The 12,356-nt window shown below is 54.9% G+C and carries 11 protein-coding genes; 8 read left to right on the top strand and 3 right to left on the bottom strand.

Annotated elements, in window-relative coordinates; genetic code table 11:
* The first annotated feature begins 147 nt into the window (after positions 1-147).
* The 4 genes from hupB to AC1UKS_RS16645 all read left to right on the top strand — a co-directional run bounded on the left by hupB (position 148) and on the right by AC1UKS_RS16645 (position 3,521).
* Positions 148-420, top strand: coding sequence for a nucleoid-associated protein HU-beta (gene hupB / locus AC1UKS_RS16660; RefSeq protein WP_013201042.1), 273 nt, complete (start codon positions 148-150; stop codon positions 418-420).
* A gap of 245 nt (positions 421-665) precedes the next feature.
* Positions 666-2,537 carry a peptidylprolyl isomerase gene (ppiD, locus tag AC1UKS_RS16655; protein WP_482434596.1) on the top strand — a complete coding sequence of 624 codons (1,872 nt, stop codon included), beginning with the start codon at positions 666-668 and terminating at the stop codon, positions 2,535-2,537.
* 139 nt (positions 2,538-2,676) lie between these two features.
* On the top strand, positions 2,677-3,009 hold the full coding sequence (locus tag AC1UKS_RS16650) for a helix-hairpin-helix domain-containing protein (protein ID WP_482434595.1): 333 nt from the start codon (positions 2,677-2,679) through the stop codon (positions 3,007-3,009).
* Between the two features lie 110 nt (positions 3,010-3,119).
* Entirely contained in the window at positions 3,120-3,521 is a 402-nt protein-coding gene (locus tag AC1UKS_RS16645) for an acyl-CoA thioesterase (protein ID WP_013201045.1), read from the top strand.
* Here the strand turns inward: AC1UKS_RS16645 and queC are convergent.
* Both queC and AC1UKS_RS16635 read right to left on the bottom strand, forming a co-directional pair.
* Positions 3,513-4,208 carry a 7-cyano-7-deazaguanine synthase QueC gene (gene queC / locus AC1UKS_RS16640; RefSeq protein WP_482434594.1) on the bottom strand — a complete coding sequence of 232 codons (696 nt, stop codon included), beginning with the start codon at positions 4,206-4,208 and terminating at the stop codon, positions 3,513-3,515. The two genes, AC1UKS_RS16645 and queC, sit on opposite strands and share 9 nt — an antisense overlap.
* Before the next feature lie 68 nt (positions 4,209-4,276).
* Positions 4,277-5,977, bottom strand: coding sequence for an SgrR family transcriptional regulator (locus AC1UKS_RS16635; RefSeq protein WP_482434593.1), 1,701 nt, complete (start codon positions 5,975-5,977; stop codon positions 4,277-4,279).
* 101 nt (positions 5,978-6,078) lie between these two features.
* On the opposite strand from AC1UKS_RS16635, the gene cof reads away from it, so the two are divergent.
* On the top strand, positions 6,079-6,900 hold the full coding sequence (gene cof / locus AC1UKS_RS16630; RefSeq protein ID WP_482434592.1) for an HMP-PP phosphatase: 822 nt from the start codon (positions 6,079-6,081) through the stop codon (positions 6,898-6,900).
* Positions 6,901-6,969: 69 nt separating this feature from the next.
* On the opposite strand, the gene AC1UKS_RS16625 is transcribed toward cof, so the two are convergent.
* Positions 6,970-8,004 carry a PLP-dependent cysteine synthase family protein gene (locus AC1UKS_RS16625; protein WP_482434591.1) on the bottom strand — a complete coding sequence of 345 codons (1,035 nt, stop codon included), beginning with the start codon at positions 8,002-8,004 and terminating at the stop codon, positions 6,970-6,972.
* A gap of 112 nt (positions 8,005-8,116) precedes the next feature.
* Here AC1UKS_RS16625 and AC1UKS_RS16620 point away from each other — a divergent pair, with 112 nt between their 5' ends.
* From AC1UKS_RS16620 to AC1UKS_RS16610, 3 genes are read left to right on the top strand one after another with little or no spacing between them, the layout of a single operon-like run.
* On the top strand, positions 8,117-8,575 hold the full coding sequence (locus tag AC1UKS_RS16620) for an Lrp/AsnC family transcriptional regulator (protein ID WP_265909910.1): 459 nt from the start codon (positions 8,117-8,119) through the stop codon (positions 8,573-8,575).
* 47 nt (positions 8,576-8,622) lie between these two features.
* Positions 8,623-10,392, top strand: a complete 1,770-nt coding sequence (locus AC1UKS_RS16615; protein WP_482434590.1) for a SmdA family multidrug ABC transporter permease/ATP-binding protein — start codon at positions 8,623-8,625, stop codon at positions 10,390-10,392.
* Positions 10,385-12,148 carry a SmdB family multidrug efflux ABC transporter permease/ATP-binding protein gene (locus AC1UKS_RS16610; RefSeq protein WP_482434589.1) on the top strand — a complete coding sequence of 588 codons (1,764 nt, stop codon included), beginning with the start codon at positions 10,385-10,387 and terminating at the stop codon, positions 12,146-12,148. The genes AC1UKS_RS16615 and AC1UKS_RS16610 overlap by 8 nt, the downstream gene beginning before the upstream one ends.
* Positions 12,149-12,356: the final 208 nt, after the last annotated feature.

Genomic DNA, 12,356 nt, shown 5'->3' with positions numbered 1-12,356 from the left:
GTGCCGCTAATTTAGAGTGCTGTTGGGCCAATGACGGCTGTTGCCGTTTCCGGCATGACAGGAATACTGAATCCAAATAATTGATGCGCGTTCGTCGCGGGTGGGAAGCCCGACTGCGAAGTGAATAATAAAAGAGGGGATTATTGAGTGAATAAGTCACAGTTGATCGACAAAATTGCTGCAAGCGCCGACATTTCTAAAGCGGCAGCGGGACGTGTTTTAGATGCTTTCATGGGCTCAGTGTCAGATTCACTGAAAGAAGGCGATGAAGTTGCGCTGGTAGGCTTCGGCACGTTCTCCGTGCGTGAGCGCTCAGAGCGTACCGGCCGTAACCCACAGACCGGTAAAGAAATCACCATCCCAGCGGGTAAAGTACCAGGCTTCCGTGCCGGTAAAGCGCTGAAAGACGCCGTTAACTAATGGCGGTATGTTTCCACTGAGGCAATTTCTTCGGTGGAGAGTGAGGATTGTGTTCGCGTTCTCATGTACCATACGGGGCACATCAAAAAAACTGATGTGCCTTTTTTTATGTTTCAATGACATTTGCGAATTGCGGTTGTCATAGTGGCGTGCGGTTTGCTACGCAGCGGCGTGGAGCGTCCCCGGGAAGACGGGACGAAAGCGCAAGGGTTTACATTCACACTACAGCGGAGTGTTGTCACACCATGATGGACAATTTACGCGCGGCGTCGAACCATGTCGTGCTCAAAATTATATTGGCATTGATCATTCTGTCTTTCGTTTTGACCGGGGTGGGCAACTACCTGATCGGTGGTAACGGAGATTACGCCGCCAAGGTTAACGGACAGGAAATCAGCCGTGCACAGCTTGAGAACGCCTTCTCAAATGAACGTTCACGTCAGCAGCAGCAATTGGGCGAACAGTTCTCCCAGCTCGCCGGAAACCCTGCCTACATTCAGCAGATCCGCCAGCAGGCGCTGTCTCAGCTGGTCGATGAATCGCTTCTGACCGGCTATGCCAACGATCTCGGCCTGGCCATTAGCGATGATCAAATCAAACAGGCGATTTTCAACCAGTCGGCTTTCCAGACCAACGGCAAGTTTGATAATACAAAATACCTGGGTCTGATCAATCAGATGGGCTTCACCGCCGATCAGTACGCTGAAGCGCTGCGTAAGCAGTTGACTACCCAACAGCTGATTGCTGCGGTGACCAACACCGATTTCATGCTGACCGGTGAAACTGACGCACTGGCTGCGCTGGTTTCTCAGGAGCGTCTGGTTCGCGAGGCGACGATCAATGTGGCGGCACTGGCCGCTAAACAGACCGTCAGCGCGGAAGAGATCAAAAACTACTACGAGCAGAACAAAAATAACTTCATGTCTCCTGAGCAGTTCCGCGTCAGCTACATCAAGTTAGATGCGGCTTCGATGCAGGAAACCGCCAGCGAGGCTGATATCCAGAGTTGGTACGATCAGCATCAGGCAGATTACACTCAGCCGCAGCGTAGCCGATACAGCATTATCCAGACCAAAACCGAAGCGGAAGCGCAGTCGGCTCTGGATGCACTGAAAAAAGGCGGTGACTTTGCCGCGCTGGCTAAAGAAAAATCTGCTGACCCAATTTCTGCCCGTAACGGTGGCGACATGGGCTGGCTTGAGCCAGACACCACGCCGGATGAACTGAAAAATGCCGGCCTGAAAGAGAAAGGTCAGCTGTCAGGGGTAATCAAGTCGTCTGTCGGCTTCATCGTTGCCCGTCTGACGGATGTTCAGCCACAGCAGATCAAGCCGTTGGCTACCGTCCATGACGACATCGCTGCAAAAGTGAAGCAGGAAAAAGCGATTGATGCTTACTACAAACTGCAGCAGAAAGTGAGCGATGCGGCCACCAATGACAATGAGTCACTGGCGGGTGCAGAGCAGGCTGCTGGCGTGAAGGCGGTGGAAACGGGCTGGTTTAGCCATGATAATCCGCCTGCTGAGCTGAACTTCAAGCAGGTTGAGCAGGCTATCTTCAATGGCGGCTTAGTCGGCGAGAACGGCGCACCAGGCAGTAACTCGGACATCATCACGGTCGATGGCGATCGTGCGTTCGTGCTGCGTGTTAGCGAGCACAAGCCTGAAGCAGTGAAACCACTGGATCAGGTCACGGCACAGATCACCGATACGCTGAAAACGCAGAAGGCGCAGGCTCAGGCGAAAGCGCAGGCGGATAAACTGTTGGCCGATCTGAAAGCAGGCAAGGGTGATGAGGCGATGAAAGCCGCTAACCTGAGCTTCGGCAGCCAGAAAACGCTGACCCGCAACGGTCAGGATGCCGTAACCCAGGCCGCATTCACCATGAGTCTGCCAGCGAAGGACAAACCTTCTTACGCGACCAGTGAAGATGGTGAAGGCAACGTGCTGTTGGTGGCGCTGGATCAGGTGCGTAGCGGTTCAATGCCGGACGCGCAGAAGAAGGCAATGGTTCAGGGGATCACGCAGAACAACGCGCAGATCACCTTCGAAGCCATGCTGAGCAACCTGCGTAAAGAAGCCAAAATCAAATACGGTGCAGCCGCGCAGGCCCAATAAGCCTCGCAAATTTCCTGCAACGACATGCAATACCAAAGGCCGCTTTCGCGGCCTTTTCCATTTCTCTAATCCGCCATTTGTTTACCGAATTCTTCCGCTGTAACGTGACGTTGCTGTCACACACATGGAGGAATACAGCATGAAACACCCACTTATCGCGTTATGTTTTTTTACCGCAATGAGCGCAGGCATCCTGACTGCAATACCGGTAAAAGCGGCAGAAACGACATCGGCGGCGTCTGCTCAGGTCGCTACGGAAAGTACGGCCACTGCAAGCGACAAGGTAAGCCTGAATCAGGCTACCGCCCAGCAACTGGCCGCGGCATTGAATGGCGTCGGGCTCAAAAAAGCCGAAGCCATTATCAATTACCGCGAGCAGTACGGCGCGTTTACCGATATTGAACAACTGAAAGAAGTGCCCGGCATGGGCAATGCGCTGGTGGAGAGAAATGTGTCACGGCTGAAATTGTGACTTAACTCGCGACTTTAACGCATTATCTGCTGAAGCCCGGAAACGGCTGCTACCCTGTAGAGGTCATACCAGTTGGGTGACTTCTACTTTTTTATAAGGGCAGCGTAACTATGCACACCACCATAAAAGTCCGTGGCTATCATCTGGATGTTTACCAGCACGTCAATAATGCCCGCTATCTGGAGTTCCTTGAGGAAGCCCGTTGGGAGTGGCTGGAACGCCTGGAGTCGTTCAACTGGCTGCAGGAGAACCAACTGGCGTTTGTGGTGGTCAACATCAACATTAATTATCGCCGGCCTGCGGTGATGGGCGATGTGTTAGACATCCACAGTAAGTTGCTCCAGCTGGGCGGGAAAAGTGGCGTGATTGGTCAGACCGTGACGCTGGCCCCAGCGGGTGAAGTGGTGGCCGACGCCGCGCTGACGTTTGTCTGCATCGATCTGCGCACACAAAAGGCGCAGCCGATGGAAGGAGAACTGAAAAGAAGAATGGAAGAGATGCTGTCAGCGTAGGCCGGTTTTGCGTTTCATTTCGGCCATCACCGCCTGTCCGTTGGCCTGATACTCGTTCAAGCCCTTCGCGCGAAGATGGCAGGCAGCGCATTCGCCACAGCCGTCGCCTTTTACGCCGTTGTAGCAGGTCAGCGTTTCATTGCGTACCAGCGGCAGTTGCTGCCAGTAGTCGGCCAGCGCCCAGGTTTCAGCTTTGTTCAGCCACATCAGCGGCGTTTCAAAGCGCACAGACCTTGCCATGCCGAGTTCAATCGCATGGTTCAGCGCCTTAACAAACTCATCGCGGCAGTCTGGGTAGCCGGAGAAATCGGTCTCACAGACGCCCGTGATCACCGCTACCGCCTCAACCTGATAAGCATAAATGGAGGCGAGGGTCAGGAACAGGATATTACGGCCCGGCACGAAGGTGCTCGGCAAGCCGCTGGCATCGGGATCGTACGCCGGCACCGGGATGCTCTCACGCGTCAGGCTGCTGACTGCCAGCTCATTTAACATCGTTACATCGAGGACTTTGTGCGCGCGTGCGCCCAAAGAAAGTGAAAGCTCGCGGGCAATATCGATTTCCGCACGATGGCGCTGGCCGTAATCAAAGGTGATGCAATGCACCTCATCATACTGTTGCAGAGCCTGAATCAGACAGGTTGTTGAATCCTGTCCACCGCTGAAAACCACTACTGCACGTTTCATTTTTTTATCACCTTAGTCATCTGTTAGGCCGTATGGTACTGCCTGTGGCGGCAGAAGGGTAGTTATGCTCAGGGAATGGCGACCGGCGGCGGGATCCACGCGCGGGAAAAATCAAACCATCCCCAGGCATTTAACGCGATATCTTCCACGTCCGGCGGGGCACTCACCTGATAACGATAGTTGAACAGTGGCGTAATCACCGACTTTGCCATCAGCTGATGAAAAGCGTGTCGCAGTCCGGTCAGCCGCTCGGCTTCGATGTTATTGCACTGGATCTTTTCAAGCGTGTTCAGCAGTTGCTGATGAGTCACCTCACCCAGCAGCGTCGGCCAGAGAGGATCCAGCTTTAGCCAACTCTCCAGGGTGAATGCCGGCGCTTCACCAATCAGGCGATCGCCCATAATGATGTCAGCCGTTTCCAGACCGCTATACCCCTGCCAGTTTTTCGCTGGATGAAAGTGCAGTCTTAGCTGGCAACCTTCCTCCGCCAGCACCTGTTGCAGCTTTTCGGCCATCGCATGCAGTTCCACCGGCAGGTGATAGTGCAGGTTCAGCGTGGCGGGCAAGTCCGTTTCTTCCTGGGCGCTGAGGTCTGGCACTGGCCAGCCGGGCAGCATCTCCAGACTCGGGGTAATCAGACCTTCCTCCAGAGGCAGTTCTTCAATCAGCTTCTTACTGCGGATCAGCGCCAGTATTTTTTGTGCCTGAACGGGGGAAAGGTCGCCGTTCTGCTTCAACGCCAGGTAACAAAATCCCAGGCTGATCCGACGGCTGACCGGGCGTAAAAGCGACAGCTCATGTTGCTCACCAATTGCTATCTGCACCGGATGGCGGCAGCTGGTGCCGAGGCTTTTGTCGAAAAGCTGGGGCGTGATCCAGTACTCCACCATTTGCATTAAGGGCTGATTGCCATAATAGCGCTCGTGATTTTCGATTCTGACCAGCTCCGGTGACCAGTGGCTCAATTTCCACGGCCCTGATCCGATGGCAGGATCGTCCGGATGCGTCAGGAGGCAGAGCACGGTGGCCAGGCGCCAGGTGAGCCAGTAATCGGGGCGATGCAGATCGATTTGCAGGCACATCGATTGAGGAAGAGAGAGGGCTTTTACGCTGGATAACTGTTTTGCCCCGGCCGGGCTGTCGATGATCCGTTGCAGATGCTGCATGATCTGCAGCGATGTCACCCGCTCGCCGCTGTGCCAGTAAAGCTGTGGACGCAAAAAGAAGAACCAGCTTAAGCCATTCTCACTGCATTGCCAGTGGTGAGCCAGATCGGCGACAACGCGATCGTCCTGAAAACGCGTCAGGCCGGAAAAAATCTGCCCGGCAAGGTGTTGTTCCGCGCGTCCTGGCATATCAAGGGGATTAAGCGGCTCCAACGGACGGTAATAAGGAATACGCAGTGTCGGACGATCGTCCAGCCACTGACCACCCATAAAGGGTTTGAGCAACTGATTAAGCTGTTCCGGTGCGATCTGCACCAGTTCCAGCGCCTGATGTGACAAGCCCTGATCTAACTGCTGCTGAAAAAGGAGGGCTCTGAGCTGAGCGGGAGACTGTAAGAATTCAAGCTCGCCGCGTTTACCTCGCCCGGACTGGGCCTGCCAGCGCAACCAGCCGGCCGACTGCCACTGGCCCAGTAGCGTGCGTACATGACGCTCGCTGCAAATACAGCGCCCGGCGATTTCCGCCACGCTGGTTAACTGAGTTTCGCCCAGGCTGGCCTGCCACAGGCGTTGATATTGATTGAGGCGGTTTAACTGGCGCATCGACTTAAACCCGGAACACTTTTTCAGAAGTATTCACTATTAGTTCCGTAAATACCAGGTGATACTCAGCACTCGATGAAAAAACAGGCACTGGAGAAATAATGGCTCGTCTGGCGGCGTTTGATATGGATGGTACCTTGCTGATGCCTGACCATCAGCTGGGAGAACGAACTCTGACGGCGCTGCGTGCGCTGGATGAAAAGGGCGTACTACTAACCTTTGCGACCGGTCGCCACTGGCTGGAAATGCAGCCGCTGATCGCGGATTTCAAATTGAAGGCCTACCTGATCACTGGCAATGGCACGCGAGTGCACGATCAGCAGGGCAACTTACTTTCCGCCTGCGATCTGTCGCCTGATGTGGCGGAAGAGGTCATTCATACGCACTGGGACACCACCGCCAGCCTGCATGTTTTTAATGATGATGGCTGGTTAACCGAGTTCGACGTGCCGCACATTCTTCACGCGCATCAGATGAGCGGTTTCCGCTATCAGCTTGCCGATCTGAAACGCCTGCCGTCACATATGATCACGAAAATCTGTTTTATCGCCGAGCACGACGAGCTTTGCCAGCTTCAGGGGCAGTTAAAAGATGCGCTGGGCGACCGTGCTCACATCTGTTTCTCTGCGCGTGATTGTCTTGAAGTCCTGCCGCCAGGCTGCAACAAAGGCACTGCGTTGGCTTCTCTTTCGTCTTCGCTGGGTTTTACGCTGGCAGAGTGCATGGCGTTTGGCGATGCCATGAACGATCGTGAGATGCTGGAAACGGTCGGGCGCGGATTCATTATGGGTAATGCGATGAGTCAGTTGAAAGCCTTACTGCCGCATTTACCGGTTATCGGACATTGTGAAACGCAGGGCGTGTCGCATTACCTCAATCACTGGCTTTCCACCCCAAACCTCGCTTATTCCCCCGAATATTGAGGTCATTATGCCGGACAGGGAGGTCCGGCGTTTAACGCTGATGTTTGCCGGGCGGGAAAGCCCGGCGTTTTAGTTAAGCATGTTCTGCCATGGCGTAATATCGCCGATGTTTTTCGCGACCCACTCCGAATTGTAATAGCTGTCCAGATAGCGTTCACCGCTGTCACACAACAGCGTGACGATGGCGCCTGTACGCTGCTCTTCTGCCATTCTGCTGGCTATCTGCAACGCGCCCCACACGTTGGAGCCGGTTGACGCGCCAGGCTTACGGCCGAGCTGTTTTTCCAGCCAGAGCATGGTGGCAATGCTGGCGGCATCCGGCACGCGGATCATTTCATCCACCACATCTGCAATAAAAGAATGTTCGACGCGCGGACGGCCAATTCCTTCAATTTTTCCGCCGGTGGTATTGCGCAGGGTTTTATCCCGCTGATGCCAGTAATCGTAAAACACTGAATTTTCAGGATCGACCACCGTCAGTTGGGTAGCATGTCCCTGATAGCGCAAATAGCGTCCAATGGTTGCCGAGGTGCCGCCGGTGCCTGCGCTCATCACGATGCTTTCGGGCACCGGGAAGGGTTCGTTCTGCATCTGCTGGAAAATGCTGTCGGCGATATTGTTATTACCGCGCCAGTCAGTGGCCCGTTCGGCATAGGTAAACTGGTCCATAAAGTGGCCGTTCAGCTCACGGGCCAGCCGCTCGGATTCAGCATACATCTGACAGGGATCGCTGACGAAATGGCAACGGCCGCCGTAGAAAGTGATCTGCTCTACCTTACGTTTTGCCGTGGTGGCGGGCATAACGGCAATAAAAGGCAGCCCCAACAACCGCGCGAAGTAGGCTTCAGAAACCGCAGTGCTTCCCGAAGAAGCCTCGATAATTGGCGTACCTTCTTTTATCCAGCCGTTGCATAAGCCATACAAAAACAGCGAACGCGCCAGGCGGTGCTTAAGGCTGCCGCTGGGATGCGTGCTCTCGTCTTTCAGATACAGCCAGATGCCGGGATAGGCTGCCAGCGGCAGGCGGATCAAATGCGTATCGGCTGAACGTTGAATGTCGGCATTGATCTCTTTAATAGCGTGCGATACCCATAAATCTGACATGTTCTTTCCCCGGCAAAATTTGTTAAAGAGTACGGCATTAATCGGAAAAAAGGTTTACTCTCTTTCCTGTAAAATGCCCCCTTAAGAGAAAATTATTCTCCGGAAATCGGCAATGACAGATAAAACTGACCTCAAGCTGTTAGCGCTGCTGCAGCAGGACTGCACGTTATCGCTGCAGGCGCTGGCCGATGCGGTGCATCTGACCACCACGCCCTGCTGGAAACGGTTGAAAAGGCTGGAAGATGAAGGCTATATTCGCGGCCGGGTCGCGTTGCTTGATGCCGATAAACTCGATCTGTCATTGACCGCCTTTATGCTGATCAAAACCCAGCAGCACAGCAGCATCTGGTATCAGCAATTTGTTGAGGTGGTGCAGGCGATGCCCGAGGTGATGGGCTGTTATCGTATGGCCGGAGAATACGATTATCTGCTGCGCATTCAGGTGGCTGATATGAAAACCTATGATGCCTTCTATAAACGTTTAGTGAACGGGGTTCCAGGATTGCTGGATGTGACTTCGAGCTTTGCGATGGAAGAGATAAAATACACTACCGCGCTGCCATTGAAATGAGCAGGCGCCGGCATTAACCCTGCTCAATCTTAACCAGGACGTTTTCTGTGCGACTGTTTAGCCAATTAAGCTGGTATTTTATTCGTGAGTGGCGCCGCTACCTTGGGGCCGTTGCGTTACTGATTGTGATTGCCATTCTGCAATTGTTGCCGCCAAAAGTGGTCGGCATGGTTGTCGACGGCGTTTCTCATCAGCAGATGAGCACCTCTCAGCTGATGATGTGGATCGGCGTGATGCTGATCACCGCCGTGGTGGTGTACCTGCTGCGCTATGTCTGGCGCGTATTGCTGTTCGGGGCCTCTTACCAACTGGCGGTCGAACTGCGTCAGGACTTTTACCGCCAGCTGAGCCGCCAGCATCCCGAATTTTATCTGCGCCATCGCACGGGCGACCTGATCGCGCGGGCCACTAATGATGTCGATCGCGTGGTGTTTGCCGCTGGCGAAGGGGTGCTGACGCTGGTGGACTCGCTGGTGATGGGGCTGGTGGTACTGTTTGTGATGAGTACCCAAATCAGCTGGCAGTTGACCCTGCTGGCGCTGTTGCCGATGCCGATCATGGCGATAGTGATCAAGCGCTACGGCGACCAGTTGCACAACCGCTTTAAGCTGGCTCAGGCCGCGTTCTCTTCGCTGAATGACCAGACGCAGGAAAGCTTAACCAGCATCCGCATGATCAAGGCATTTGGTCTGGAAGATCATCAGTCCGGTCAGTTTGCGGATATTGCAAAAGACACCGGCCGCAAGAATATGCGGGTAGCGCGCGTCGATGCCCGCTTTGATCCGACCATTTATATCGCGATTGGCATGTCTAACCTGCTGGCCATTGGCGGTGGCAGCTGGCTGGTCTGGCACGATCAGATGACCTTGGGGCAGCTGACCAGTTTTGTCATGTACCTGGGCTTAATGATCTGGCCGATGCTGGCGCTGGCCTGGATGTTTAACATTGTTGAGCGCGGCAGCGCTGCCTGGAGCCGCATCCGCTCGTTGCTGTCTGAAGCGCCTGCGGTGGAAGACGGCAGCAAAAACCTGCCAGAAGAGCGCGGATCGTTACAGATCGCCATCCGCGAATTCTGCTACCCTGGCGCGCAAAATCCCTCGCTCCGGCACGTCAATGTCCACCTGAAACCGGGGCAAATGCTCGGGCTGTGTGGGCCAACGGGGTCCGGAAAAAGCACCTTGCTCAGCCTTATCCAGCGCCATTTTGATATTTCCCAGGGCGACATTCGTTTCCACGGCATTCCCTTACCGCAGCTGCGGCTTGATAGCTGGCGGGGCCGTCTGGCCGTGGTCAGTCAGACTCCTTTCCTGTTTTCCGATACCATCGCCAACAATATCGCGCTGGGACGGCCAACCGCCAAGCCGGCGGATATTGAGCAGGCGGCCAGGCTGGCGAACGTTCACGACGACATTTTGCGTCTACCGAAAGGCTATGACACTGAAGTGGGCGAGCGTGGCGTGATGCTTTCCGGCGGACAGAAACAGCGTATTTCAATTGCGCGGGCGCTGTTGCTGGATGCTGAGATCTTGATCCTCGATGATGCACTCTCGGCGGTAGATGGTCGTACTGAACATCAGATCCTGCATAACCTCCGGCGCTGGGGGCAGGGAAGAACGGTGATTATCAGCGCGCACCGCTTATCTGCCCTGACCGAAGCCAGCGAAATTCTGGTGATGCAGAAAGGCGCGGTGACCCAGCGGGGAGAGCACGAGCAACTCGCCGCTGAACCCGGCTGGTATCAGGATATGTACCGTTATCAGCAGCTGGAAGCGGCACTGGACGAAGAAGAGATCGAAAAGGGAGTGCCACATGGCTAATCTTGCCCACCTCTGGCCGACCCTTAAGCGGTTACTGAAATACGGATCGCCGTGGCGTAAATCGCTCGGCCTGGCGGTATTGCTGCTGTGGATTGCCGCCGCTGCCGAGGTGATGGGGCCCATCCTTATCAGCTACTTTATTGATAATATGGTCGCCAAACACAATATGCCGTTAGCGTTAGTCTCCGGGCTGGCGACCAGTTTTATCCTGCTGCAAATTCTCGCGGCCTCGCTGCATTACTGGCAGGCGCTGCTGTTTAACCAGGCCGCAGTGGGCGTGGTTCAGCAACTGCGGATGGACGTGATGGATGCGGCCTTACGGCAACCGCTGAGTGCGTTTGATACCCAACCGGTTGGGCAAATCATCTCTCGCGTTACGAATGACACGGAAGTGGTGCGCGATCTGTACGTCACGGTGGTTGCCACCGTCTTACGCAGCGCCGCATTGATTGGGGCGATGCTGGTGGCGATGTTCAGTCTTGACTGGCGCATGGCGCTGGTGGCGATCACCATCTTCCCGGCCGTGCTGACGGTGATGCTGATTTATCAGCGTTACAGCACGCCGATTGTCCGTCGGATGCGCAGCTATCTGGCTGATATTAATAATGGCTTCAATGAAGTGATTAACGGCATGAGCGTGATCCAGCAGTTCCGCCAGCAGGCGCGCTTTGGTGAGCGTATGGGCGAAGCCAGCCGCTCGCATTATCTGGCGCGTATGGAAACGCTGAAGCTTGATGGCTTCCTGCTGCGTCCGCTGCTCAGTCTGTTCTCTGCCCTGATCCTTTGCGGACTGATGCTGCTGTTTGGCTTCTCGTCTGCCGGCAGCATCGAGGTCGGCGTCCTGTATGCCTTTATCAACTACCTCGGCAGACTCAATGAACCGCTGATCGAACTCACTACGCAGCAGTCTATGCTGCAGCAGGCGGTGGTTGCGGGTGAGCGCATCTTTGAACTGATCGATGCCCCGCGCCAGCAGTACGGCACGGATACCCGGCCACTGACCTCGGGGGCCATCTCGGTTAAGGATCTGACTTTCGCTTACCGCGACGATCGCAATGTGCTGAGCGATATCTGCCTTGACGTCCCGTCGCGTAACTTCGTGGCGCTGGTCGGACATACCGGCAGCGGTAAAAGCACGCTGGCCAATCTGATGATGGGCTATTATCCGATTCAGCACGGTGAAATTTGTCTGGATGGTCGACCGTTAAGTACGCTCAGCCACAGCGTTTTACGTCAGGCGGTGGCGATGGTTCAACAGGATCCGGTGGTCCTGGCGGATACCTTCTTTGCCAACGTGACCCTGGGGCGCGATATCTCTGAAGAGGCGGTGTGGCAAGCGCTGGAGACGGTGCAGCTGGCTGAACTGGCGCGCGGCCTGTCTGAGGGGATCCATACTCGTCTTGGCGAGCAGGGAAATAATCTTTCTGTCGGGCAAAAGCAGTTGCTGGCGATGGCTCGGGTGCTGGTGGCTTCGCCGCAGATTTTGATCCTCGATGAAGCAACGGCCAATATCGATTCTGGCACTGAACAAGCCATCCAGAAGGCACTGAAAGCCGTACGGGAAAAAACCACATTGGTGGTCATTGCACACCGGCTTTCAACGATTATCGACGCTGATACCATCCTGGTTCTGCACCGTGGTCGTGCTGTCGAACAGGGGAATCATCAGGCGCTGCTGGAAAAACAGGGCCGTTACTGGCAAATGTACCAATTGCAGCAGGTCGGGGATGAACTGGAAGCGGGCGAGGCGGTGTAAAAACAGCCGCTTCGCTGCACCAGGAACAGGCGGATAAACGGCAGAATTCCCGCTTTTGCACATAATTAACGCGCGACGCACCGTAATGGTGCGTTTTTTGTTGGCTGCATTCTGCTCCACCTCCTTCTGTTTTCCTCTCCCTAGCTCAGCAACACTGGGCCAGACTGACTAATCGTCTGAAAAATGCCAATTTTTAATTTATGGCACA

It is taken from the genome of Erwinia sp. AK-PDG3-5 (genome assembly GCF_056821705.1).
Note: the sequence above shows the minus strand (reverse complement) of the source record. Positions and strands in the feature narration are given on the sequence as shown.